Consider the following 24,910-nt stretch of genomic DNA (forward strand, 5'->3'; position numbering starts at 1 on the left):
GCAGGGCGTGGTCCGGTCCGGACCGGAATGAACGATACATCAACCGGTTGACCAATTCAACAGCTGGTCGATAACGCGGGACCCACGGAACGCCCTTCGACAGGCTCAGCGACCGAGGTGGTCCCGGCACCCTCCCGGTCCCTGAGCTTGTCGAAGGGCCGCGATACAGTGAACCCATGCCTGCGTTCCCGGATCGGCCGACCGACGACATCTCGTCCAGCCTCGGTCCCGTCGCCGTCGGATCCGCGGTCTCGGCCGTCGCGAAACGGCTCCTCGACCACTTCACGAGCGGCGACATCGCGCCGGGAACCCGCCTTCCTCCGGAGCGTCAGCTCGCCGCGTCGCTGGGCATCGGACGTTCAGCCGTGCGGGAGGCGCTCGCGGCCCTCGAGATCCTCGGCGTCGTCGACGTCCGCCCCGGGAGCGGCACCTACCTGCGCGGCAGCGTGTCCGAGCTCCTCCCCGAGACCCTCAGCTGGGGCCTCATGCTCGGTGAGCCACGCACCCGCGAACTCATCGAGGTGCGTGGGCAGCTCGAGGTGTTCGCCGCTGGGCTCGCCGCGACCCGCATGGACGACATGGCCCGCAACCGGCTGCGCAACCACCTCACCGCCATGCGCGAGGCCGGCGCGAACCGCACGAGGTTCATCGAGGCCGACCTCAAGTTCCACCTCGAACTCGCCGCCGCCACCGGGAACCGCGTGCTGTCGGACCTCCTGCAGAGCATCCGCTCGCTCCTCCGCATCTGGGTGGAGCGCGGCATCCACGAGGACGTCGACGCGCAGCTCGCCTTCGAGGAGCACGAGGCCGTCTACGAGGCGATCATGTCGGGCGACCCGGCCGCCGCGACGGCCGCGATGCAACACCACATGGACACTGCGACCGAGCGCCTGAACCGCACCCTCACGGCGTAGCGCTTCGACCGGCCTGGTGACCGGAGCCCTGCCCGAGGCCGCCCTTCGACAAGCTCAGGGACCGGACTGGGCGGTCAGGCGCGGATCGCCTCCACGACCGCGGTGACGGCGGCGTCCACCGCGGCCGCACGCCCCGCCGCGTCCTCACGCTCGGAGTCGTGCACGAAGGCAGTCACGCCGCGGCGGGCACCGCAGAAGTCGACGATGCCGTGCTCGAGCTGCGTCCGCATCGCCTGCTCGTAGCCGTGGCGGTCGTAGACGCCCGCGTCGTCGCCGGCGACGGGCAGGAGGTGGATCCGCAGCCGGTCGAGCTTGCGGACGATCCCGCCCTCGGCATCGAGCCCGAACGCCCAACCGTTGACGAACACGCGATCGAACCACCCTTTGAGGAGGGCGGGCGTCGACCACCAGTACACCGGGAAGACGAGCACGAGGTCGGTGGCGCGGTCGAGCCGCTCCTGCTCGGCGGCCACGTCGGGGGTGTAGTCCCCGCCCACCCGGTACGTGTGCCGGTCGGCGAGCGTGTACCGCGGGTCGAAGCCCTCCGCAGCCAGATCCGCGAGCTCGACGTCGGCCGGGGCGGAGGTCGATCGCAGCACGGTCGCGAGCCGCTGGGCGAGGTGGTGGGTGAGCGAGTCGGGGTCTGGGTGGGTGGTCACGATGAGGGTGGGCACCCTCCATCTTCGCGTGCACGGGGAGCGTGCACTGCCGAAGCCACCATCCTGCGGATGACGGCCGTCCATCCGACGACTGATGCCGTGGGCCGTCCGCTCGCCCTACTGTTGTCGGAATGAGCGGATGGACCTGGCAGGCGTGGATCGGACTCGTCGGCGGCACGGCGATCTTCTTCGCCGTGCTCGGACCCATCCTGCTCGTGCAGGTCCGCCGATACGGTCAGATGTCCCTCCCGCGCGTGCTCGGCGCCGCCGGTGTGAGCATCTACGCAGCATCTACGCCGTCGCCCTCGTCGCCTACACGCTGCTCCCGCTGCCCGACGAACGTGCGAACTGCGCCACCGCCCACGGGGCACTCGAGCTCGTCCCCGGGCATTCGATCGGCGACATCGCGCGGGAGACCGCCGGCTTCTCCGTCCTCAGCACGCTCACCAGCCACGCGTTCCTCCAGGTCGTCCTGAACGTCGTCCTGTTCATCCCGTTCGGCGCCATCGCCCGTCGGTACTGGAACCGCGGCCTCGGCGTCTCGATCCTCCTCGGCGCGCTCGCCTCCCTGCTCATCGAGTCCACGCAGTACACCGGCATCTGGGGGCTGTACGAGTGCGCCTACCGGGTGGCCGACGTCGACGACGTCATCACGAACACCATGGGCGCGGCGATCGGTGCCCTCATCGCCCCGATGGTGCTGGGCTGGATGCCGAGCGCCCGGGCACTGCGGGCGACCCGCGACCGTGCGCGCCCGGTGACCGTCTGGCGCCGGTGGTTCGGCATGGTCCTCGACGCGGTCGCCGTGAACCTGTCGATCACGGTGCTGTCGCTGGTGTTCGTCGTCCCGCGCGTGCTGCTCACGGGCGCGACCGGGACCGCGAACGACCCGACGCTCGCGGAGGTACTCAGCATCGGTGCGGGCACGGTCGTCCTCGTGATCGTCCTCCCGGCGCTCATCGGTGGCGGCGCCTCGATCGGCCAGCGACTCGTCTGGCTGACGCCCGAGTGGCCCGACGGCCGCGGGTCGGCCCTCCGCCGCCTCTACCGCGGGTCCATCGTCGCCCTGCCGTACATCGCCATCACGACCGCGGCGCAGACACCCGATGCCACCAGCGGCCTCGCGCAGACGATCGTCGGCGTCGTCGGCCTCCTGAGCGCGATCATCGTGACGGTCGCCGTCGTCTCGGTGCCGTTCACCCGGACCCGACGAGGGGTCTCCTACGCGTCGGTCGGCGCGGAACTGCGCGACGCGCGGGCACCCCGGCCGTAGTCCGGCGGCAGGAGATCGGCGCCGGAGCAGGACCCGCGCGCCCGAACCCTCCTGCCCCCGGGCAGATCTCCTGCTGCCTACAGCTCGGAGCCGAGGAGCCCCGAGAGGAACGCGTGCAGTTCGTCCGCCATGTCGACCGACTCCGGCGCGAGCAGCCACTGCACCTGGAGACCGTCCATGAGGGCGAGCGTCATGAAGGCGGCACTCGTCACGGGGAACCCCGCACGGACCCGACCGGCGGAGACGAGCAGGCCGAAGGTCCGCTCTAGTCGCCCGCGGGTGCTCTCATAGCGGTCGACGAAGTAGTCGTGGGCCGGGTGGTCGGGCGAGGTGGCCTCGGCCGAGAGGGTGCAGTAGAGCGCGACCACGCCGGGCACGGAGGCGTTGTACCGGGCGAGTGCGACCAACCCCCGGAGCGTCTCGATCGGGTCGTCGCCGTCCATCGGCACGAGGGTGGCCGAGAGGTCGTCGCGGTGCGAGAGCACGGCGGCGAGCAGCGCGCTCTTGTTCGGGAAGTGGTGCAGCAGCCCGGCCTCGCTCATGCCCACCTGCGCGGCCACTTCGCGCAGTGAACCCGCGCGGTAACCCCCGTTGGCGAACACCGCGAGCGCGGCGTCGAGGATCGCGACGCGCTTCATCCCCGTTTTGGCATATGCACCGCGTGGCTTCCCCTGCGGCTTGTTCCCGGTCTTGGCCGATGTCATCGGACGACCTCCCCCTTCGGACGGCTTCACGATAGCGCGTTCGTCGTCGAACACCCGCGGCCTGGTCGTGATCCAACTGTGACATGGGCGAAAACAAAAAGCTAGTGACCACTTGGGTTTCGTGCTACCGTCCTCAATCACCAGCGATCCGATGAGGGATTGCTCACAGCGATAGGACAAAGATGTTCCGATGGAAGACGACCGCAGCCGTCGCGGTCACCGCCGCTGCACTCGTGCTCACCGGATGCTCCGGTAGCCCCTCCGGCTCCGACGGCGGCTCCGGTGGCACCCTGATCATTGGTGCGATCACTCCCCCCACCACCTTCGACCCCGCCGGCTCAGAGTGGGGCAACCGCTCGCCCTTCTACCAGGCCGTCTTCGACACGCTGCTCGTCGCCACCGCCGACGGCGAGATCGCCCCCTCCCTCGCGACTTCCTACGAGTACAACGAGGACAACACCGTCCTGACGCTCAAGATCCGCGACGACGTCACCTTCACCGACGACTCGAAGCTCACCGCCGACGTCGTCAAGCAGAACCTCGAACGCTTCAAGACCGGCACCTCCCCCGACGCCGGCTACTTCGCGGGCGTCGCCTCCGTCGAGGCCCCCGACGAGACCACCGTCGTCATCACGCTGAGCGCACCCGACCCGGCCATGCTCAACTACCTCACCCGTGACCCGGGCCTCGTCGCCAGCGCCGAGTCGTTCGACAGCCCGGACCTCGCGACCAACCCGGTCGGCTCCGGCCCGTACGTCCTCGACACCGCGGCCACCGTCACCGGAACGAGCTACTCGTACACCGCGAACCCCGACTACTGGAACAAGGACTGGCAGCACTACGACAAGCTGACCATCAACGTCCTCCAGGACGCGACCGCCGGCCTCAACGCCGTCAAGTCCGGCGAGGTCAACGGCATCAAGCTCGCCAACAACGACAACCTCGCCGAGGTGGAGGGCGCCGGCTGGACCGTCAACGCCAACGAGCTCGACTTCCAGGGCATGCTCCTCCTCGACCGCGCCGGCACCATGAACCCGGCCATCGCCGACGTCCGCGTCCGCCAGGCCATCAACTACGCGTTCGACCGCCCGGCACTGCTCAAGGCGCTGCAGAACGACAACGGCACCGTCACCGGGCAGGTCTTCCCTGAGAACTCCCCCGCCTACGACAAGGCGCTCGACGACCGCTACGGCTACGACCCCGAGAAGGCCAAGGAGCTCCTCGCCGAAGCCGGCTACGCCGACGGCCTGACGCTCTCCATGCCGTCCTCCGCCGTGCTGGGTGCCACCACCTACACGCTCATCTCGCAGCAGCTCGCCGACGTCGGCATCACCGCCGAGTACACGGACCCGGGCAACAACTTCATCGCCGACCTCCTGGCGCCGAAGTTCCCCGTGTCGTTCATGGCACTCGAGCAGAACCCCGACTGGCAGCTCATCCAGTTCATGATCGCCCCGAACGCGGTGTTCAACCCGTTCAAGTACTCCGACCCGAAGGTCGACGAGTACATCAAGCAGATCCAGTACGGCGACGAGGCGACGCAGGGCACGGTCGCGAAGGAGCTCAACGCGTACATCGTCGAGCAGGCCTGGTTCGCACCCTTCTACCGGGTGCAGGGCAGCTTCGCCACCGACGCGAACACGACGGTGAAGATGATCCCGACGAACGCGTACCCGTCGATCTACGACATCCAGCCGAAGTAGTCCGCTGGCTCTGAGCCTGTCGAGGGGTGCCCTTCGACAGGCTCAGGGACCGGGACCTGGTCAGGGACCGGGACCCCGGCCGCACCTCGGCCCCACCATCTCCTCGCTCACCCACTTCCTGGAGTGACCCATGCTCGGATTCATCCTCAGACGCCTGGTTTCCGGTGTCGTCCTCATCTTCGTGATCTCCGTGATCGCGTACTCCCTCCTCTACCTCGGCGGCGGTGACATCGCCCGCCGCATCCTCGGCCAGAGCGCGACCGCCGAGACCGTCGCGAAGAAGTCCGCGGAGCTCGGCCTCGACCGCCCGCTCCCCGTGCAGTACGTCGACTGGCTCACCTCGGCCTTCCAGGGCGACCTCGGACGGTCCTGGTTCACCGGTCAGCTCGTCTCCACCGGTGTCTCCGGTCGCCTCGCGGTGACGCTCTCCATCGTCCTCGGCGCGACCATCATCGCCGCGATCGTCTCGGTCATCCTCGGCGTCCTCGCCGCCCGACGCGGTGGATGGATCGACAACGTCGTCCAGTTCATCTCCGTCATCGGGTTCGCGATCCCCAGCTTCCTCATCGCCCTCGTGCTCGTCATCACCTTCGCGATCAACCTGCGCCTGTTCAAGGCGACCGGGTACATCCCGATCACCACCTCCTTCTCGGGATGGGTGGCCTCCGTGACGCTGCCGATCATCGCGCTCGCCATCGGCGCCATCGCCACCGTGTCGCAGCAGGTGCGCGGCTCGGTCGTCGACGCGATGTCGAAGGACTACGTGCGCACCCTCCGCAGCCGCGGCCTCGGCACCAACCGCGTGATCTACAAGCACGTGCTCCGGAACGCCGGCGGCCCGGCCCTCGCCGTCCTCGCCGTGCAGTTCATCGGCCTCCTCGGCGGCGCCGTCATCATCGAGCAGATCTTCGCCCTCCCCGGCATCGGTCAGCTCGCCGTGCAGGCGACGACCTCCGGCGACATCCCCATCGTGATGGGCGTCGTCATCGCGACGGCGATCATCGTCGTCGTCGTCAACCTGCTCATCGACCTCGCGCAGGCTGCGCTCAACCCGAAGGTGCGACTGTCATGACCGCCATCGAAACCCCGCTGACCGTCCCGACCCCGCAGGTCCGCGTCAACCTCCTGCGCCGGCTCCTCAAGCGCCCGATCGGCGCCGCGTCGCTCGTGTTCCTCGCGATCGTCGGCGTGATCGCGATCTTCGGGCCGCTCATCGCCCCGCAGGACCCGAACCTCGCCTCGCTGCAGCTCGTGCTCGCACCGCCGAGCGCAGACCACCTCCTCGGAGCGGACAGCGCCGGACGCGACGTGCTCTCCCGGCTGCTCGCGGCCACCCAGATCAGCGTCGCCGCGGCGCTCCTCGCCCTCGTCGTCGCGATCGTCATCGGTGTCGTCGCCGGCCTGATCGCCGGGTACTACCAGGGCTGGTTCGACTCGGTGTCGTCCTGGTTCACCGGCCTCATCATGGCGCTGCCCGGCATCGTCGTCCTCCTCGCCGCCCGCGCCGTCCTCGGCCCGTCGGTGTGGATCTCGATGGCGATCTTCGGCATCCTGCTCTCGCCCTCGTACTTCCGGCTCGTGTACGCGGCGGTCACGGCGGTGCGGTCCGAGCTGTACGTCGACGCCGCCCGGGTCTCCGGCCTCAGCGACCCGCGCATCATCGGCAAGCACATCCTGTCGGTCGTACGCGCACCGATCATCATCCAGTCGGCGATCATCGCCGGCATCGCGATCGCCATCCAGTCCGGTCTCGAGTTCCTCGGGCTCGGCGACCTGTCGGTCCCCACCTGGGGTTCGATGCTGAACGACGGGTTCACGAACATCTACAAGGCACCGATCCTCATGGTGTGGCCGTCGCTCGCGATCGCCCTCACCTGCATCGCGCTCACCCTGCTCGCCAACGCGATGCGCGACGAGCTGGAGCGCACCGTGAGCGTCCGTCGCCGCCGGCGCAAGATCGTGACGACCTCGAAGACCGGCTCGAACACGATCGTCACCCAGTCGATCAGCACGTCGGGGATCTCGGAGGACGAGATCGTCGGGGTGCCGCCCATCCGTCACGACGACGACGCCCGCGCCGCCGTCCGTGCCGAGGAGCTCGTCCTCAGCGTCCGCGACCTCCGCGTCGGCTACGACCAGGAGGGCGGCCGGATCACCGAGGTCGTCCACGGCGTCGACCTCGACATCCGACGCGGCGAGGTCCACGGCCTCATCGGCGAGTCCGGCTCGGGCAAGACCCAGACCGCGTGGGGTGTCCTCGGACTCCTGCCCCGCGGCGGCCGGGTCACCGACGGCACGATCCGCTACGAGGGCACGCGCCTCGACACCCTCGGCGAGCGCGAATACACGGCCATCCGCGGCAAGCGCATCGGCTACATCCCGCAGGAGCCGATGTCGAACCTCGACCCGGCGTTCACGATCGGCAGCCAGCTGGTCGAACCGCTCCGGGTCGCCCTCGGCCTGAGCAAGAAGGACGCGACGGACAAGGCCCTCGCCCTCCTCGAGCGGGTCGGCATCCCCAACCCGAAGCGCACCTTCGCCGCGTACCCGCACGAAGTGTCCGGCGGTATGGCCCAGCGCGTCCTCATCGCGGGCGCCGTGTCGACCGACCCGGACATCATCATCGCCGACGAGCCCACTACGGCGCTCGACGTGACGGTGCAGGCCGAGGTGCTCGACCTGCTGCGCGACCTGCAGGCGGAGCGGCACATGGCGATGCTCCTCGTGACGCACAACTTCGGGGTCGTCGCCGACCTCTGCGACCGGGTCTCGGTCATGCAGAACGGCCTCATCGTGGAGACCGGGCCCGTGCGCTCGATCTTCAACGACGCCCAGCACCCGTACACCCAGTCGCTGCTCGGCGCGATCCTCGACGAGGGTCCCGCCCGACCGGCGCTCGCGACGAACCTGACAGGAGAGACCCGATGACGACGTCACTGCTCGAGGTGAAGGACCTCGAAGTCGAATACCCGGGCAAGGGGCTCCGCGCCCAGTCCTTCAAAGCCCTGAAGGGGGTCTCGATCGACATCCGGCCCGGTGAGACCGTCGGCCTCGTCGGCGAGTCCGGCTCGGGCAAGACCACCCTGGGTCGTGCCGTGCTGGGCCTCGCCCCGGTGACGGGTGGCAGCATCCGCTACCGCGACCGCGAGATCGGTCACCTGAAGCGCAAGGAGCGCCGGGCGTTGAGCTCGGAGATCCAGGTGGTGTTCCAGGACCCGTACTCCTCGCTGAACCCTTCGCTGACGATCGAGCAGATCCTCACCGAGCCGCTCACCGTGCGTGGGGTCTCCGGAGCGGACGCCCGCAAGCGCGTCGGCACGCTGCTCGACCAGGTGCAGCTGCCGACCGGCGCCGCGTCGCGCCTGCCGCGGGAGTTCTCCGGTGGGCAGCGGCAGCGCATCGCGATCGCCCGTGCGCTGGCGCTCGACCCGAAGCTCATCGTCTGCGACGAGCCGGTGTCGGCACTCGACCTGTCGACGCAGGCCCGCGTGCTCGACCTGTTCATCGACATCCAGGAGCAGACGGGCGTCGCCTACCTCTTCATCTCGCACGACCTCGCGGTCGTCCGGCACATCAGCCACCGGGTGGCCGTCATGTACCACGGCGAGATCGTGGAGTCCGGCGACGGCGACCAGGTGACCGCGCGTCCCGCCCACCCGTACACGCAGCGCCTGTTCATGGCCGCGCCGATTCCGGACCCCGACCGTCAGGAGGACCGCCGCGTCGAGCGTCGCCGCCTCATCGACGAGCAACGGGCCGCCGAGTCCGCCGCCTGATCCGTCCGGATCACCACGACCGCCCGGTCGGCCGGGGCCAGGAACCTGGCCGGCCGGGCGCACCACCGGTCCCTGAGACCCACCATCCGGTCCCTGAGACCCACATCCGGTCCCTGAGACCCACATCCGGTCCCTGAGACCCACATCCGGTCCCTGAGCTTGTCGAAGGGCCACCCCAGAACGGACCCACATCGCATGACCATCACCACTCCCCGGCACGCCGCCGCCACGAAGCCCGTCGACACCGCGGCGATCGACGCCCTCGTCGCCCGCCTCGACCTCGAGGAGAAGGTCGCGCTCGTCTCCGGTGCCGACTTCTGGACGACGGTGCCGCTCGAGAAGATCGGCCTGCGCGCCATGGTCCTGTCCGACGGGCCCGCCGGCGTCCGTGGGCCGGTCTGGGACGAGCGCTCGCCCTCGATCAACCTCCCGTCGGCCACCGCACTCGCGTCGTCCTGGGATCCGTCGTTCGCCTACCGCTACGGTGCGGTCGCTGCGGCAGAGGCCCGCCGAAAGGGCGTCGACGTCGTCCTCGGCCCGACCATCAACCTCCACCGCTCGCCCCTCGGCGGCCGCCACTTCGAGGCCTTCAGCGAGGACCCGGAGCTCACCGGCTCGCTCGCCGCCGCCTACGTCAGCGGGCTGCAGGACAACGGGGTCGCCGCGACCCCCAAGCACTACGTCGCGAACGACTCCGAGACCGACCGGTTCACGGTCGACGTGCGGGCGAGCGAGCGGGCCCTCCGCGAGCTCTACCTCGCGCCGTTCGAACGCACCGTCACCGAGGCCGGCACCTGGGCGATCATGAGCGCCTACAACTCCGTCGACGGCGTCACGATGAGCGAGAACGAGCTGCTCGAGACGCCGCTCAACTCGGAGTGGGGGTTCGACGGCGTCGTCGTCAGCGACTGGACCGGTGTGCGCAGCCTCGGGTCCGCGCCCGCCTCGCAGGACCTCGCCATGCCCGGCCCAGCCCCCGCCTGGAGCGACGCCCTCGTCGCCGCCGTACGGGACGGTCGGGTCGAGGAGGCCGCCGTCGATCGCAAGGTCGCCCGACTCCTGGCGCTGGCGGTGCGCGTCGGCGCGCTCGGCGAGGAGGCGCTCGCCCCGGCCCCGGTCGACGGCGTCGCCTTCTCCCGCGAGGCCGAGATCGAGGGCGTGGTGCTGCTCACCAACGACGGGACCCTGCCGCTCGAGGCAGCCTCCCTCAGCCGGGTCGCCGTCATCGGGCACAACGCCCGCGACTCCCGAACCCAGGGTGGCGGCAGCGCGACGGTGCTCCCCGAGCACACGGTCAGCCCGCTCGAGGGCCTCACGCTCGCCCTCCCCGACGCGACGATCGACTACGCCGTCGGGGCCATCGTGCAGGAGGGCGTCGCCGAACTGCCGCTCGACCGCCTCACCAACCCGCGCACCGGTCAGCCCGGACTGCTCGCCTCCTTCGTCGACGCGGACGGCTCCGAGCTCTTCGCCGAGGATCGCCGCTCCACCGCGCTCGTCTGGTTCGGCGGCGACGCCCCGATCGGCACGGCGGCGCAGCTCGTCCTCACGACCACGTACACGCCGGAGGCCTCCGAACAGCTCAAGCTCGGCTTCGCCACGGGCCTCCACGGCCGCCTCTTCGTCGACGGCGTCCTCCTCGTCGACGAGCAGCCCGTCATCGTGGGCAACGATCTCGGTGCTGCACTCCTCGCTCCGCCGTCGGCGACCGGTGCCTTCTCCGCGCAGGCCGAGGTGCCGGTCGAGATCCGGGCCGAGTTCGACCTCACCCCGAGTGAGAACGGCCTCGGGGCGATCAGCGTGACCGTCGGTCGCGCCCCCGACGACTCCGACCCCGACGCCCTCATCGCACAGGCCGTCGAGGCGGCCCGGACCGCGGACGTCGCGGTGGTCGTCGTCGGCACCAACGCGAAGGTCGAGTCCGAGGGCTGGGACCGCAGCGACCTCTCCCTGCCTGGCCGCCAGGACGAGCTCGTCCGCGCGGTCGCCGCGGTGAACCCGCGCACGGTCGTGGTCGTGAACTCCGGTGCCCCCGTCCTGCTCCCCTGGAGTGACGACGTCGCCGCCGTCGTCCTCGGGTGGTTCGGCGGCCAGGAGATGGGCAACGCCCTCGCCGACGTCCTCCTCGGTGTCGCGGAACCGGGAGGGCGCCTGAGCACGACCTGGGCCGCGTCGCTCGACGACGTCCCCGTGCTCGACGTCACGCCGGTGGACGGTGTGCTCCGCTACGAGGAGGGCATCCACATCGGATACCGGGCGTGGCTGCGTTCTGGCGCACAGCCCGCGTTCTGGTTCGGTCACGGCCTCGGGTACACGAGCTGGACCATCGACGAAGGCACCGTCTCCGGCGCGGTCGACGCCGGGACCGCCCGCCTCGCCGGCACCGCGACGAACACCGGCGAGCGCGCCGGCAAGCACGTCGTCCAGGTGTACGCGGAGCGCGCCGACTCCGCGGTCGACCGCCCCGTGCGCTGGCTGGTCGGATCCGCCGTGGTCCGCGCGGAGGCCGGCGAGACCGTCTCCTGGGAGGTCCCGTTGCCCGCGCGGGTGTTCGCCCACTGGGCCGACGGCTGGCAGGTCGAAGCCGGGGACGTCACGCTCCGTATCGGCTCCTCGGTGGTCGACCTCGTCCACGAGACGGTCGTCCCGATCGCCACGGGGACCGTCCGATGACGGCCGCGACGACCGGCGCGCGGATCGGGCGGCTGCGGGCGGAGGCCCGCGACGACAGCCCGGCGGTCGCGACGCCGACCCCGCGGCTGAGCTGGACGGTCGAGACGCCGGGCACCGACTGGGTGCAGGCCTGGGCCGAGCTGCGGGACGACACCGGCGCGACCGCCCGGTTGGAGGGTCGCGATTCGGTCCTCGTCGCCTGGCCGTTCGAGGCGCTGTCGCCGGACACGACCCGCACCCTCGAGGTCCGGGCCGGTTCGACGAGCGGGGAGGAGACCCCGTGGAGCGCACCGCTCACCGTCGAGGCCGCGTTCCTCGCGGACGGCGCCTGGGCCGCCGGCTTCATCGGGCTGGCCGCACCGGAACGGGCCGCGCAGCCGATGCGCGTCCGTCGGTCCTTCACCGTCGACCGACCCGTCCGTCGTGCCCGCCTGTACTGGACCGCACTCGGCGCGGCCGAGCCGCAGCTGAACGGCACCCTCGTCTCGGCCGACGTCCTCTCCCCCGGCTGGACCGCCTACGGTGACCGGCTCGTGCACGAGACGGTCGACGTCACCGCGCTCATCGAGCCGGGCGAGAACGTCGTCGCAGCGACCGTCGCGGGCGCCTGGTACACCGAACGGTACGGCTTCTTCCAGTTCGCGAAGCGCATCTACGGGGAGCAGCCGCTCGTCGCCGCCCAGCTGCAGCTCGACTACGCCGACGGCACCTCCGCGACCATCGTCACCGACGACAGCTGGTCCGCCGCGGACGGCGCCGACCTCGTCGACAGTGGGATCTACGCCGGTGAGGCGATCGACACGACGCTCGCCGAGCCCGGCTGGGCCACCACGGGCTTCGACGCGTCCGGGTGGTCCGCCGCCCTGGTCGACGACGCAGCGCACCCCGTGCCGGAGGCCCGCATCGCCGCGCCCGTCCGTCGCATCGAGGAACGCGCGGTGGCCGAGGTGCTCACGGCGCCGTCCGGTGCGACCATCCTCGACTTCGGCCAGAACCTCGTCGGCCGACTCCGCATCACCGTCTCGGGCCCCCGCGGGACGGTCCTGACCCTCCGGCATGCCGAGGTCCTCGACGAGGGCGAGCTCGCCCTCCGACCACTCCGCAACGCCGCGGCCACCGACCACGTCACCCTCCCGGGCGACGGCGAGCAGACCATCGAACCCCGCTTCACCTTCCACGGCTTCCGATACGCGCAGATCGACGGCTGGCCGGGCGACGTCGACCCGTCGGCGGTCACCGCGGTCGTCCTCCACAGCGACCTCACGCGCACCGGCTGGTTCTCCTCGTCGCACGAGCTGCTCGACCGCCTGCACGAGAACGTCGTCTGGGGCATGCGCGGGAACTTCCTCAGCATCCCCACCGACTGCCCGCAGCGCGACGAGCGACTGGGCTGGACGGGCGACCTCCAGGTCTTCGCGCCCACCGCGAGCTTCCTCTACGACAGCTCCGCCTTCCTCGACTCCTGGCTGCGCGACCTCGCGCTCGAGCAGGGGCACGCGGACGGCGTCGTCCCGATGGTCGTGCCGGCGGCGCTCTCCGGGTTCGCCGGCGGCGGTCCGACCGCCGCGTGGGGAGACGCCGCGACCGTCGTCCCGTGGGTGCTCCACGAGCGCTACGGCGACCTCGGCGTGCTCCGCGAGCAGTACGCGTCCATGCGGTCGTGGGTCGAGGCCGTGCTCCGCGTCAGCACCGACGGGCTGTGGTCGAACACGTTCCAGCTCGGTGACTGGCTCGATCCGAGCGCGCCGCCGGACCAGCCCGCGAAGGCCCGGGTCGACTCCGACATCGTCGCGAGCGCGTACCACGCCAGGTCGCTGCGGATCCTGTCCGACACCGCCGCCCTCCTCGGCGAGACGGCGGACGCCGAGCACTACGGCGCCCTGGCCGACCGGAGCCGTGCCGCGTTCGCCGCCGAGTACGTGACGCCGGCCGGCCGGATGATGTCCGACGCGCCGACCGCCTACGCCCTCGCCCTCCGGTTCGACCTCGTGGACGATCCCGGGGTGCGGCGGCGGCTCGCGGACCGACTCGCCGACCTCGTGCGCGCCGACGGCTACCGCATCGGCACGGGGTTCGTCGGGACGCCGCTCATCACCGACGCGCTCACCGACGGCGGTCACCTCCGCGCCGCCGGCCGCCTCATGCTGCAGACCGAGAACCCGTCGTGGCTGTCGCCCGTCACGAAGGGTGCGACCACGGTCTGGGAACGCTGGGACAGCCTGCTGGAGGACGGCTCGGTGAACCCCGGCGAGATGACCTCCTTCAACCACTACGCCCTGGGTGCCGTCGCCGACTGGCTGCACCGCACGGTCGCGGGACTCGCTCCCGCAGCGCCCGGCTACCGGGAGCTGCGCATCGCCCCACAGCCGATCGACGGGCTCGACCACGCCGAAGCTCGACACCTCACCCCGTACGGACCGGCGTCCGTCGCCTGGCGCCGCGAGGGCTCGTCACTCGTGGTCACGGCGGAGGTCCCGCCGAACACGACGGCCACGGTCGCGCTGCCCGGTGCACCGGTGGAGACGGTGGGATCGGGTCGGTACGAGTGGACGGTGCCGGTGGTCGAGACGACCGCTCTCGACGACACCGTCGAACTCGACCTCGAGTCGCCGCTCTCGGAGATCATCGACCGCCCGGCCGCCTACGACGCCCTCCTGGCGGCCGTGGCCCGGCACGATCAGGCCAAGGCCGACGAGATCCGTCGAGGGACGCAGTGGAGCCGCGGTCGGACCGTCCGGCAGCTCCTCATGTTCACGCCCCCGACCATGCTCGACGACGTCGCGGCCGCCCTGGCCGCCGTGTCAGCCGCGGGGGTTGCGCGATAAACGCCACTCGGCTGTTTCACGTGCAACACTCGCACCGCCAGCACCACCCGCATCGACAGCACCACCGTTCGCCCACCGCCGACCCGTTCGGCTGATCACTGGAGATCCATGTTCGACCGCAGCTCAGCTTTCGGAGACGTCCTCACCAGCCCGGCCGGCCGAGCCGTCCTGGAGGTGTTCCTGCCCGGGATCGCGGCGTCGCCGATGGCGAAGCAGTTCACGAGCATCCGCCTCGGCCAGCTCTCCGCGATCGTCCCCGAGCTCGCCGACGACGAGGCGAAGGAACGCCTGTGGGCGGCGTTGGCCGAGGTCGACGACGGCCCGGAGGCCCGCGCGCCCTACGGTCAGGCGATCGAGCCGGACACCGGCTACGAGGGCGAGGAGGTCGGACGCGGCTCGGCGGCCGTGACCGTGCCGGGCACCGTCCCGCAGTACGGCGTCGTCGAGGTCCGTTTCGACGGTCCATCGCACGGCAACCCCTTCGTCGACGTCGAGCTCGGCGCGACGTTCACGAACGGCGCGCGTGAGCTCACCGTCGGCGGCTTCTACGACGGCGACGGCCGGTACCTCGTGCGGCTCCTCGCCGAGGAGCCGGGCGAGTGGACGTTCACCACGACCTCGACCGCACGATCGCTCGACGGGATCACCGGGACGGTGACGGTCGGCGCCGCCGAGCCGGGTCACCACGGTCCGGTCCGGGTGGACGGGTTCCACTTCGCGCACGCCGACGGCACCCGGCACCGCCCGCTTGGCACGACCGCGTACGCCTGGACGCACCAGACGGTGGAGCTCCAGGAGGCGACGCTCGCCGCCCTGGCCGCCGCGCCGTTCACGAAGATCCGCATGTGCGTGTTCCCGAAGTCGTACCTCTACAACGCGAACGAACCCACGTCGTTCCCCTTCGTCGGTTCCCTGGCCGAGGGCTTCGACGTCGAGCGGTTCGACCCGGCGTACTGGGCCAACCTGGAGCACCGCATCGCCCAGCTCGGGGCGCTCGGCATCGAAGCGGACCTCATCCTCTTCCACGCCTACGACCGGTGGGGCTTCGCCGATCTCGGCCCGGCCGTCGACGAGCGGTACCTCCGCTACGCGGTGCGCCGACTCGCCGCCTTCGCGAACGTGTGGTGGTCGATGGCCAACGAGTACGACCTGCTCTGGGCGAAGACGACCGACGACTGGGAGCGCCTGGCCGCGGTGGTCGGCGACGAGGACCCGCACGGGCACCTCAACTCGATCCACAATTGCCAGGGCTTCTACGACTACACGAAGCCGTGGATCACGCACTGCAGCGTGCAGCGGGTGGACGTGTACCGCACCGCCGAGAACACCGACCTCTGGCGGCAGCAGTGGGGCAAGCCGATCGTCATCGACGAGTGCGCGTACGAGGGCGACATCGACCAGGGCTGGGGCAACATCACCGGCGAGGAGATGGTGCGGCGGTTCTGGGAGGGCGCGATCCGCGGCGGCTACGTCGGCCACGGGGAGACGTACCTCAACGAGCGCGAGGAGCTGTTCTGGTCGAAGGGCGGACCGCTCATCGGCTCGAGCCCGGATCGCATCGCCTTCCTCGAGCGCATCTCGGCCGAGTCCCCGACGGGCGTGCTCGACCCGCTCCCCGGCGACTGGGACGTGCCGTGGGGCGGGGTCGCCGGGCGCTACGTCATCGGGTACTTCGGGTTCAACCGTCCGCGGTTCCGGAACGTGTTCCTTCCGGATGGCGAGTTCCACGTCGACGTGCTCGACACCTGGAACATGACCGTGGAGACGCTGCCCGGCACGTTCTCGGGGACCGTCCGTGTCGACCTCCCCGGCCGGCAGTTCATGGCGGTGCGCCTCCGCCGCGTGGAGTGACCTCCGGTCGCTGAGCCGCCCCACCCGGTCGCTGAGCCGCCCTCCCCGCTCGCTGAGCCGCCCCATCCGGTCGCTGAGCCTGTCGAAGTGCCCCCGTTGACAGGTTTGTTCGGACCACTTACAGTTGTCGGGCATTCGCGCAACCTGCGTTGCGGTATGCGCAACCGCTCGACGACTGGAGTGCGACCCATGGACGACGGAACCGGCACCATCCTGCTGCGCAGCGTCCTCCGAGGAACGGCGCTCACGGCGCTGCTGCCGAGCTGGGTGACCGGTGGCGGGGGCGACGCGGTCCTCGACCGCCTGCGTGACGACGCCGTGATCGCCGAGCTCGAGCGGTCCTTCGCCGAACCGCCCGTCGCCGAGCGCATCGACTGGTCGACCGTCCGGATCGCCCAGGTCTCGCACCCCGATCTGCATGAGCTCGTCGGTCGCAGCATCGCCGACCTCGCCGCCGAAGCCGGACAGTCACCGCTCACGGTCGTCTCGGATACGCTGATCGCCGACCGCCTCACCACGCTCGTCGACACCCGCGCCTGAGCACGTCCACCCGAGGAGACCATCGATGCTTCCCCTGCCAACGACCGTCCAGCAGCACGAGGGCGCGTTCACGCTCCGCGACACGACGGGCCTCGGCGGCGACCGTCGCTTCACGGCGGCGAGCCGCTGGTTGCGCGAGGTCCTGCAGGCCTCGACCGGCTACGACCTCGACGCCCGCATCGACCTCCGGACCGACAGCATCGCGTTCATCCACGAGGACGGCCTGCCCGCCGGCGGCTACCGCCTGACCGTGAGCGAGGAGGGCGTGCGCATCGTCGCGTCCGACGCGTCCGGCGCCTTCTCCGGAGCGGTGACCCTCACCCAGCTCCTGCCGCCCGCCGTCAACCGCCGGGCGCTCGTGCCGGGTGTCGACTGGACGGTCCCGGCCACGACGATCGACGACGCACCCCGCTTCGGTTGGCGCGGGGTCATGCTCGACGTCGCCCGACACTTCCTCCCGAAGGCCGACGTCCTCCGCTTCATCGACCTCGCGGCACGGCACAAACTCAACGTCCTCCACTTCCACCTCACCGACGACCAGGGGTGGCGCATCCAGATCGACGCCTTCCCGAAGCTCACCGAGGTGGGCGGCTGGCGCACGGAGAGCCAGCACGGCGCCGCACGACACGCACCGGGTGACGGCCGGCCCCACGGTGGCTTCTACACGAAGGACGATCTCCGCGAGATCGTCGCCTACGCCGCAGCCCGCTCGATCACCGTCGTCCCCGAGGTCGACCTGCCGGGCCACGCGCGAGCCATCATCGCCGCCTACCCGGAACTCGCCGTCCCCGACGTCGCGCAGGATCCCGACGAGCCGTCGGTGTGGACGCGCTGGGGCATCAACGAGGCGATCCTCGACATGGGCGAGCCGACCATCGACTTCTTCCGCACGGTGTTCGACGAGGTGATGGAACTGTTCCCCTCCACCTTCATCGGCGTCGGCGGCGACGAGGCGAAGAAGACCCGCTGGGCCGCGAGCCCGCGCACGCAGGCGCTCATGACCGAGCGCGGGCTCGCCTCCGTCGAGGAACTGCAGGCGTGGTTCATCCGTCAGCTCGAGACGCACCTGTCCGCCGCCGGCCGGCGGCTCTACGGCTGGGACGAGATCCTCGAGGGCGGCGGGCTGCCGAAGGACGCGACCGTCGCCTCGTGGCGCGGCGAGTTCGGTGCGGTCGTGGCCGCGCGCCAGGGCTACGACGTCATCGCGTGCCCGGACGACCGCGTCTACCTCGACTACCGGGAGTCCGACGACCCGCGCGAGCCCATCCCGGTCGGCCCGCCGCTCACCGTCGCCGAGGTCTACACCTTCGAACCCGTGCCCGCGGAGCTGACGGAGGCGGAGGGCGCGCACGTCATCGGCGTGCAGGCGAACATCTGGACCGAGCACATGGACTCGGCCCGGGTCATCGACTACCAGGCGTATCCGCGCCTCTGCGCCCTCGCCGAGGTGGCGTGGGTCGGTCGGGAACGCGACCTCGCGGGCTTCGAGGAACGTCTCGGGCAGCACCTGGCCCGGCTCGACGCGCTCGGCGTCGAGTACCGGCGGGCCACGGGTCCGCTGCCGTGGCAGGAACGTCCGGACGCCGAGGGCCGGCCCTCCACGCGCGAGCAGCGTGCCGCCCTCGTCGAGGAGCTCACGAAGGACATCCGCGCCTAGCGCGCCGGTCCCCGAGCCTGTCGAAGGGCCCCGGTCCCTGAGCCTGTCGAAGGGCCTCGGTCCCTGAGCCTGTCGAAGGGCCTCGGTCCCTGAGCCTGTCGAAGGGCCCCGGTCCCTGAGCCTGTCGAAGGGCGCCCGCACGCCCACTGTCCACCCAGCGCAACCCCCAGGTGTCGCGGAGGGTCGGCTGGAACACTGGCGACATGACCACCATCACGCTGACCAAGGGCGTCACCGCCTACCGTGCCGACCCGCCGAAGGGCGTCGAACTCCGCGGCGGGCTCGTCCTCATCCACGAGATCTGGGGGCTCGTCCCGCACATCATCGACGTCGCCGACCGCTTCGCCGCGGAGGGCTACATCGTCGTCGCGCCCGACATCCTGAGCGGCGCCGGCGTCACCCCGGAGATCGGCACGGAGCTGCAGGAGCTCGTCTTCAGTGGCGACGAGGCGACCCGCACGGCCGCGCAGCCGCGGTTCCGCGAGGCGCTGTCGGTGTCGAAGTCGCCGGAGTACGCCGAGGAGGCGCTCGGGTACCTCGGCAAGGCCGTCGACGTCCTGTTCGACGAGGACGGTGTCGACGGACGCGTCGCCGTGGTCGGGTTCTGCTTCGGTGGCGGGTACAGCTTCGCGCTCGCGGCCGCCGACCGCCGCATCCGTGCCGCCGTCCCGTTCTACGGGTACCCGCCGGAGCCCGAGGCCGTCACGTCGATCGCCTGCCCTGTGCTCGCGTTCTACGGCGACCAGGACGAGGACCTCATGAAGAGCCTCCCCGACCTCACGACCACGATGGAGGACGCCCGCGTGGAGTTCACGGCGACGGTCTACCCGGAGGCCGGACACGCGTTCTTCAACGACACGAACACGATCACCTACCGCGAGGACGCGGCCGCCGACGCCTGGGTGAAGACCCTCGCGTTCCTCGACACCTCGCTCGGCAACGCCTGACCCGGGCGATCCGCTTCCGTTCGCCCATTCTTGGGCGAAGCAACGCCCGCTCGCCCAAACATGGGCGAGCGGGCGTTCGTGTGGAGCGGTGGAGGCCTACGCGCCCTTGAGGCGCGTGGCGAGGTAGGCGTACAGCTCGTCGATCGCGACGCGCTCCTGCTGCATGCTGTCGCGGTCGCGGACCGTCACCGCGTTGTCCTCGAGGGAGTCGAAGTCGACCGTGACGCAGAACGGGGTGCCGATCTCGTCCTGACGGCGGTAGCGGCGACCGATGGCCCCCGAGTCGTCGAAGTCGATGTTCCAGGAGCCGCGCAGCTCGTCGCCGATCTGGCGGGCGAGCGGCGAGAGCGCCTCGTTGCGGGACAGAGGCAGCACGGCGACCTTCACGGGCGCGAGGCGCGGGTCGAGGTGCAGCACGGTGCGCTTCTCGATCTTGCCCTTGGCGTTCGGCGGCAGCTCCTGCTCCTCGTAGGCGTCGACGAGGAAGGCCATGAGCGCACGGGTCAGGCCGAACGACGGCTCGATGACGTACGGAATGTACCGCTCGTTCTTCGCCTGGTCGAAGTAGCTGAGGTCCTTGCCGGAGCTCTCGGCGTGCACCTTGAGGTCGTAGTCGGTGCGGTTCGCGACGCCCATGAGCTCGCCCCACTCGCTGCCGGCGAAGCCGAACTTGTACTCGATGTCGACGGTGCGCTTCGAGTAGTGTGCGAGCTTCTCCTGCGGGTGCTCGAACCAACGGATGTTGTCGGGCGTCATGCCGAGGTCGATGAACCACGCCCAGCAGAGGTCCATCCACGTCTGCTGCCACTCGTCGTCCGTGCCGGGCTCGACGAAGAACTCGATCTCCATCTGCTCGAACTCACGCGTCCGGAAGATGAAGTTGCCGGGGGTGATCTCGTTGCGGAACGCCTTGCCGATCTGGCCGATGCCGAACGGCGGCTTCTTGCGCGCCGTCTGCAGCACGTTCGAGAAGTTGGTGAAGATGCCCTGCGCGGTCTCCGGGCGCAGGTAGTGCAGGCCCGACTCGTCGTCGACGACACCGAGGAACGTCTTCAGCAGGCCGGACATCTGACGGATCTCGGTCCACTGGCCGATCTTCGACGGGTGCTCCGGGTCCGGGATGTCGGCGAGGCCGTTCTCCGGCGGGTGGCCGTGCTCGGCCTCGTACGCCTCGAAGAGGTGGTCGGCCCGGTAGCGCTTGTGGGTGATGAGCGACTCGGTCAGCGGGTCGCTGAAGACCTTGACGTGGCCGGACGCCTCCCAGACGGCGGTGGGGAGGATGACGGCGGAGTCGAGACCGACCATGTCGCCGCGGCCGCGCACGAAGGCGTTCCACCACTGCTTCTTGATGTTCTCCTTGAGCTCCACGCCGAGGGGCCCGTAGTCCCACGCCGACCGGGTTCCGCCGTAGATGTCGCCGGAGGGGAAGACGAACCCTCGGTGCTGCGCCAGGGTGACGACGGAATCGAGTCGGGACTGCTCTGCCATGTGGGCCTCTCCATGCCGCGGATCGCGGCGGTGTCTGCGGTGCTGACGCCTGGCTGGCGCCCGCTCCCGGAACCCTCCAATCCTACGGGCGCGTCGCTGAGCACCACCAAACCGAGGCACGGGCGGCGGGCACACCCCGTGGCCCATCGGCGCGCGCCTCCGCCGTGAAGCCGCCCGGCGGACTCGCCAAGTCCGCTCCCCGCAGGCCATGATCGTGAGGAGTGGCACGCCGGACAGCACGGCGGAAGGGACATCATGAGCTCGAGCGAGACACCGGGGACGGGCACACCTCCCACAGCGACGGGCACGACATCGACGGAGTCGCGGCGATCACGCACCGCAGCACGGCTCGCGGGCTTCCAGACGTCGGCCGTCCGGTTCGTCCGCGGGACACCCGTGAGCTTCGGGCTCGCGGCGATCATCCTCGTCCTCGCGGTCCTGACCGGTACGGCGACCGGCCCCGCTTCCACGGCGGTCCAGGAGCAGTGGGCCGCCGGGTTCGCGACGACCGTCGAGGCCGGGCACTGGTGGACGCCGCTCAGCGCCCTCGTGATCGCCTGGGACCCGTTCCAACTCGTGTTCGCGGTCCTCGGCGCCGTCGGACTGCTCGGGGTCGCCGAACGCCTCATGGGTTCGCGGCGCACCCTCTGGACCTTCCTCGTCCTCGGGGTCGCCGGCACCCTCGTGGGTATCGGCCTGCAGGCGATCGGGGCCGCGATCGGCGAGCTCTGGGCGATCACCGTCGAGCTGGATCTGACCCTCGACCCCTTCGTCGGCATCGTCGGCGCCCTCCTCGCGGCGAGCGCCTTCGCCCTCCCCCTCTGGCGGCGGCGCATCCGGGTGATCACGATCGGGTTCATCCTCATGTTCGTGCTCTACAACGGCGACACGACCGACGTGTACCGACTGATCGCCGCCATGCTCGGGCTCGTGCTCGGGCGGGTGCTCGCGCGGGCCCTGGGCCGGCAGCGCACCCGCTGGAACCGCAGCTCGCACCAGGAGACGAGGACCCTGCTGGCGGCGACGATCTCGGTGTCGGCGATCGGGCCGCTCATCTCGATCATCTCCCCCAACGCGATCGGCCTGCTCTCCTATCTCGGGAACGTGTTCAGCGACACCGTCCCGGACTACGACGAGGTCATGGGCCGGTGCGCCGCGAGCTTCACCGACGAGTGCAACCGTGAGATCGCGATCGCCAGCCAGGCCGGGACGGGGTCCCTCGTCCTGACCTTCGTGCCGCTCGTGCTCCTCGTCGTCGCGGCGATCGGCCTGCGCAACGGCCGGCGGTTCGCGCTCATCCTGACGATCGTCGTGAAGTTCGCCCTCGCCGTCATCGGCGCGTTCGCGTTCGTGTACGCGCTCCGCTTCGACCAGAACGGGACGGACCTGTGGGAGATCCTGCTCTGGGGTGCCGCCGCGCTCGTCGTCCCGTTGGCGCTCGCCCTCCTGCTCATCGCCCAGCGCCGGCACTTCCAGGTGCGGGCGCCCCGTGACGCCCGTCGCGAGTTCGTGTTCACCGTCTTCTTCGCGTTCGTCGTGCTACTCATCGGCGAGCTGCTCATCGGGTGGATCAACCGCGCCACGTTCCTCCCGGAGCCGGCCGGCCTCGCCACCCTCCTGTCCGACGTGCCGCGCCGGTTCCTGCCCGGGGTGTTCCTCGGCTCGCTCGGAAGCCCCACCTTCCCCACGGACGGGCTCACCGTGTTCGCATTCGAGTGGGTCGGCCCCATCTTCTGGGCCGTGTTCCTGCTCGCCATGCTCCGGCTGTTCGCTGCGACCGGGCCGACGACGCACCAGGGTGACGGCGCCCGCATCCGGCAGCTCCTCAAGCAGGGCGGCGGCGGCACCATGGGGTTCATGGCGACCTGGCCGGGCAACGACTACTGGTTCGCCGAGGACGGCCGCAGCGCCGTCGCCTACCGGGTGATCAACGGGATCGCGATCACGATGTCCGATCCGATCGCACCGGGTTCCGACGGCCGCTCCACGATCCGCGGGTTCGCCGAGTTCTGCGACGCGAACAGCTGGATCCCGGTGTTCTACAGCGTGCACGAGCAGTACCTGCCGGTGTTCGCGGAGCTCGACTGGCAGGTCATGTCGGTCGGCGAGGAGACCCTCATGCACCCGCCGACCTTCGAACTCACGGGCAAGCCGTGGCAGAAGGTGCGGCAGGCGCTCAACCGCGGCATCAAGGAGGGGCTGACGACGCTCTGGACCACCTGGGACGAGCTGCCGTTGGCGATGGTCAACGAGATCACGTCGATCTCCGAGCAGTGGGTGGCGGAGAAGGAGCTCCCGGAGATGGGCTTCACGCTCGGTGCGATGGAGGAGCTGAAGGACCCGGAGGTCGCCCTCATGCTCGCGATCGGGCCCGACGGACGGCTGCAGGCGATCACGAGCTGGTTGCCGTCGTACCGCGACGGCCGCGTGGTCGGGTGGACGATCGACTTCATGCGCCGCGCCGACGGCAGTTTGAACGGGGTCATGGAGTTCCTCATCGCCTCGGCCGCGCTGCACATGCGCGAGACCGGGGTCGAGGTACTGTCGCTCTCCGGCGCACCGCTGGCCACGAAACCGCTCCGGCCGGGTGAGACGCCACCGCCGGCGACCGCGATGACGCGCCTGATGGACTTCCTCGCGAAGACCCTCGAGCCCGCTTACGGGTTCTCCTCGCTGTTCCGGTTCAAGGCGAAGTTCAACCCGACGTACGAGACCATCTACATGACCTACTCGGACCCGCTCGCGCTCCCGATCATCGGCACGGCCGTCGGCAAGGCCTACCTCCCCGACGTCTCCCCGAAGGAGGCCATCGCGCTCGTCCGCACCCTCAGCCGCTGAGCCGAGCTTGCCCCGCCACCGGCGGTGGGGCGAGTGACTCGCCCTCGAGGAAGGGACCCTTCACGAGTTCGTGACGGAGCTCGCCGAGCGTGCCGTCGAGGCGGCCGACGAGCGTCTCCACCCCCATGCGTCCGAGTTCCGTGGCGGGGAGCAGGGTGACGGCGAGCGCCGGATCGGCCGCCTCCGACACCTCGCGCGTCGAGCCGATGAGGACGACGGACAGCTCATCCGGGATCGAGACGCCGAGCTTGCCCAGTTCGCTCACGAGCCCGAGGGCCGCCCGGTCGTTGAGGACGAGGATCGCCGTGACCTCGGGAGCCTCGGCCACGAGGGTCGCCGCGAGCGCGCGACCGCCGGCGGGGTCCGGGGCGCACCGGAGGGTCCGGCCGCGGAGGCCGCGCTCGTCGCAGACGGCGTGGAACGTCTCCTGCACGCGCACGACCGGCCCGTAACCGTCGAGCCCCTCGCGTTCCACCTCCTCGACGAGGACGAACTCCCGATGCCCGAGCTCTTGGAGCCGGTCGATCGACTGCTCCACCATGCCCTCGAAGTCGACGTCGACGTAGTCGAGCCCGGAGGGGTCGCGGGTGCGGCCGATGAGCGTCAGCGGGGTCCGCGCCGCCAGCAATCGGTCGACCCGGTGGTCGTAGAGGCGCACCTCCATGAGGATCACGCCGTCGATGAGGCCGTCGGAGGTGAGTCCACGGAGGGCCTCGGGGTCGCTCGGTTCCGGCCAGAGGACCACGGTGTACCCGAGCTCGGAGGCCGCCTCGGCGGCACCGGTGAAGAAGCGGGCCGCGGTGTCCGACAGGCGGTGCTGCAGGACGGGGAAGAGCAGCGCGATCATGCGGGTACGGCGGCTCGCGAGCGCCCTGGCGACCGCGTTCCGTCGGAAGTCCAGCTCGACCATGGCCGACTCGACCCGGAGGCGGGTGGCCGGGGACACGGGCTTCGAGTCGTTGACGACGAACGAGACGGTGGCGACGGAGACTCCGGCGAGCCGCGCGACGTCACGCATCGTTGCCATGGGTCCCCGCTCACGTGCTCTGGTGTCCGGCAAGT

General features: G+C 70.5%; 17 protein-coding genes. 13 read left to right on the forward strand and 4 right to left on the reverse strand.

Going from position 1 to position 24,910, the window contains the following annotated elements; genetic code table 11:
- The first annotated feature begins 176 nt into the window (after positions 1–176).
- On the forward strand, positions 177–914 hold the full coding sequence (locus ASF68_RS10130; protein ID WP_056009852.1) for a FadR/GntR family transcriptional regulator: 738 nt from the start codon (positions 177–179) through the stop codon (positions 912–914).
- 74 nt (positions 915–988) lie between these two features.
- Here ASF68_RS10130 and ASF68_RS10135 read toward each other — a convergent pair whose 3' ends face one another.
- Entirely contained in the window at positions 989–1,588 is a 600-nt protein-coding gene (locus tag ASF68_RS10135; protein ID WP_056009854.1) for an NAD(P)H-dependent oxidoreductase, read from the reverse strand.
- Between the two features lie 139 nt (positions 1,589–1,727).
- On the opposite strand from ASF68_RS10135, the gene ASF68_RS10140 reads away from it, so the two are divergent.
- Positions 1,728–2,846: a VanZ family protein gene (locus tag ASF68_RS10140; RefSeq protein ID WP_162239353.1), complete on the forward strand. Its 1,119-nt coding sequence runs from the start codon at positions 1,728–1,730 to the stop codon at positions 2,844–2,846.
- Positions 2,847–2,923: 77 nt separating this feature from the next.
- On the opposite strand, the gene ASF68_RS10145 is transcribed toward ASF68_RS10140, so the two are convergent.
- Complete coding sequence (locus ASF68_RS10145; protein WP_235522595.1) at positions 2,924–3,484, reverse strand: TetR/AcrR family transcriptional regulator; 561 nt, start codon at positions 3,482–3,484, stop codon at positions 2,924–2,926.
- Positions 3,485–3,732: 248 nt separating this feature from the next.
- Here ASF68_RS10145 and ASF68_RS10150 point away from each other — a divergent pair, with 248 nt between their 5' ends.
- The 10 genes from ASF68_RS10150 (at position 3,733) to ASF68_RS10195 (ending at position 19,522) form a co-directional block, all read left to right on the forward strand.
- Positions 3,733–5,253, forward strand: a complete 1,521-nt coding sequence (locus tag ASF68_RS10150) for an ABC transporter substrate-binding protein (RefSeq protein WP_056009858.1) — start codon at positions 3,733–3,735, stop codon at positions 5,251–5,253.
- 130 nt (positions 5,254–5,383) lie between these two features.
- Entirely contained in the window at positions 5,384–6,325 is a 942-nt protein-coding gene (locus tag ASF68_RS10155) for an ABC transporter permease (RefSeq protein WP_056009860.1), read from the forward strand.
- Entirely contained in the window at positions 6,322–8,181 is a 1,860-nt protein-coding gene (locus ASF68_RS10160) for a dipeptide/oligopeptide/nickel ABC transporter permease/ATP-binding protein (RefSeq protein ID WP_056009862.1), read from the forward strand. The genes ASF68_RS10155 and ASF68_RS10160 overlap by 4 nt, the downstream gene beginning before the upstream one ends.
- Positions 8,178–9,029, forward strand: coding sequence for an ATP-binding cassette domain-containing protein (locus ASF68_RS10165; protein ID WP_056009863.1), 852 nt, complete (start codon positions 8,178–8,180; stop codon positions 9,027–9,029). Before ASF68_RS10160 ends, ASF68_RS10165 begins: the two co-directional genes overlap by 4 nt.
- 195 nt (positions 9,030–9,224) lie before the next feature.
- The gene (locus ASF68_RS10170) at positions 9,225–11,702 is read left to right on the forward strand and encodes a beta-glucosidase (RefSeq protein WP_056009865.1); all 2,478 of its coding nucleotides are present in this window, start codon (positions 9,225–9,227) and stop codon (positions 11,700–11,702) included.
- The gene (locus tag ASF68_RS10175) at positions 11,699–14,527 is read left to right on the forward strand and encodes a family 78 glycoside hydrolase catalytic domain (protein ID WP_056009867.1); all 2,829 of its coding nucleotides are present in this window, start codon (positions 11,699–11,701) and stop codon (positions 14,525–14,527) included. Before ASF68_RS10170 ends, ASF68_RS10175 begins: the two co-directional genes overlap by 4 nt.
- 108 nt (positions 14,528–14,635) lie before the next feature.
- Positions 14,636–16,378, forward strand: coding sequence for a DUF5605 domain-containing protein (locus tag ASF68_RS10180; protein ID WP_056009869.1), 1,743 nt, complete (start codon positions 14,636–14,638; stop codon positions 16,376–16,378).
- Between the two features lie 189 nt (positions 16,379–16,567).
- Complete coding sequence (locus ASF68_RS10185; RefSeq protein ID WP_056009871.1) at positions 16,568–16,918, forward strand: hypothetical protein; 351 nt, start codon at positions 16,568–16,570, stop codon at positions 16,916–16,918.
- Between the two features lie 25 nt (positions 16,919–16,943).
- Positions 16,944–18,575, forward strand: a complete 1,632-nt coding sequence (locus ASF68_RS10190; RefSeq protein WP_056009873.1) for a beta-N-acetylhexosaminidase — start codon at positions 16,944–16,946, stop codon at positions 18,573–18,575.
- A gap of 203 nt (positions 18,576–18,778) precedes the next feature.
- Positions 18,779–19,522 (forward strand): dienelactone hydrolase family protein, encoded by a 744-nt coding sequence (locus tag ASF68_RS10195; RefSeq protein ID WP_056009875.1) that lies wholly within the window; start codon positions 18,779–18,781, stop codon positions 19,520–19,522.
- 96 nt (positions 19,523–19,618) lie between these two features.
- Here the strand turns inward: ASF68_RS10195 and ASF68_RS10200 are convergent, their stop codons facing one another.
- Complete coding sequence (locus ASF68_RS10200; RefSeq protein ID WP_056009877.1) at positions 19,619–21,010, reverse strand: glycine--tRNA ligase; 1,392 nt, start codon at positions 21,008–21,010, stop codon at positions 19,619–19,621.
- Positions 21,011–21,265: 255 nt separating this feature from the next.
- Between ASF68_RS10200 and ASF68_RS10205 the strand changes: the two genes are divergently transcribed.
- Positions 21,266–23,848 (forward strand): bifunctional lysylphosphatidylglycerol flippase/synthetase MprF, encoded by a 2,583-nt coding sequence (locus ASF68_RS10205; RefSeq protein ID WP_056009879.1) that lies wholly within the window; start codon positions 21,266–21,268, stop codon positions 23,846–23,848.
- Here ASF68_RS10205 and ASF68_RS10210 read toward each other — a convergent pair.
- Positions 23,838–24,875, reverse strand: coding sequence for a LacI family DNA-binding transcriptional regulator (locus ASF68_RS10210; protein WP_235526782.1), 1,038 nt, complete (start codon positions 24,873–24,875; stop codon positions 23,838–23,840). The two genes, ASF68_RS10205 and ASF68_RS10210, sit on opposite strands and share 11 nt — an antisense overlap.
- Positions 24,876–24,910 lie beyond the last annotated feature (35 nt).

This window comes from Plantibacter sp. Leaf314, from assembly GCF_001423185.1.
Classification (GTDB): domain Bacteria; phylum Actinomycetota; class Actinomycetes; order Actinomycetales; family Microbacteriaceae; genus Plantibacter.

Excerpts from the sequence above, each read along its gene's own strand:
- ASF68_RS10130 (WP_056009852.1), top strand. The coding sequence starts at position 177 with ATGCCTGCGTTCCCGGATCGGCCGACCGACGACATCTCGTCCAGCCTC.
- ASF68_RS10145 (WP_235522595.1), bottom strand. The coding sequence starts at position 3,484 with ATGAAGCGCGTCGCGATCCTCGACGCCGCGCTCGCGGTGTTCGCCAAC.
- ASF68_RS10150 (WP_056009858.1), top strand. The coding sequence starts at position 3,733 with ATGTTCCGATGGAAGACGACCGCAGCCGTCGCGGTCACCGCCGCTGCA.
- ASF68_RS10155 (WP_056009860.1), top strand. The coding sequence starts at position 5,384 with ATGCTCGGATTCATCCTCAGACGCCTGGTTTCCGGTGTCGTCCTCATC.
- ASF68_RS10160 (WP_056009862.1), top strand. The coding sequence starts at position 6,322 with ATGACCGCCATCGAAACCCCGCTGACCGTCCCGACCCCGCAGGTCCGC.
- ASF68_RS10165 (WP_056009863.1), top strand. The coding sequence starts at position 8,178 with ATGACGACGTCACTGCTCGAGGTGAAGGACCTCGAAGTCGAATACCCG.
- ASF68_RS10170 (WP_056009865.1), top strand. The coding sequence starts at position 9,225 with ATGACCATCACCACTCCCCGGCACGCCGCCGCCACGAAGCCCGTCGAC.
- ASF68_RS10175 (WP_056009867.1), top strand. The coding sequence starts at position 11,699 with ATGACGGCCGCGACGACCGGCGCGCGGATCGGGCGGCTGCGGGCGGAG.
- ASF68_RS10180 (WP_056009869.1), top strand. The coding sequence starts at position 14,636 with ATGTTCGACCGCAGCTCAGCTTTCGGAGACGTCCTCACCAGCCCGGCC.
- ASF68_RS10185 (WP_056009871.1), top strand. The coding sequence starts at position 16,568 with ATGGACGACGGAACCGGCACCATCCTGCTGCGCAGCGTCCTCCGAGGA.
- ASF68_RS10190 (WP_056009873.1), top strand. The coding sequence starts at position 16,944 with ATGCTTCCCCTGCCAACGACCGTCCAGCAGCACGAGGGCGCGTTCACG.
- ASF68_RS10195 (WP_056009875.1), top strand. The coding sequence starts at position 18,779 with ATGACCACCATCACGCTGACCAAGGGCGTCACCGCCTACCGTGCCGAC.
- ASF68_RS10200 (WP_056009877.1), bottom strand. The coding sequence starts at position 21,010 with ATGGCAGAGCAGTCCCGACTCGATTCCGTCGTCACCCTGGCGCAGCAC.
- ASF68_RS10205 (WP_056009879.1), top strand. The coding sequence starts at position 21,266 with ATGAGCTCGAGCGAGACACCGGGGACGGGCACACCTCCCACAGCGACG.
- ASF68_RS10210 (WP_235526782.1), bottom strand. The coding sequence starts at position 24,875 with ATGGCAACGATGCGTGACGTCGCGCGGCTCGCCGGAGTCTCCGTCGCC.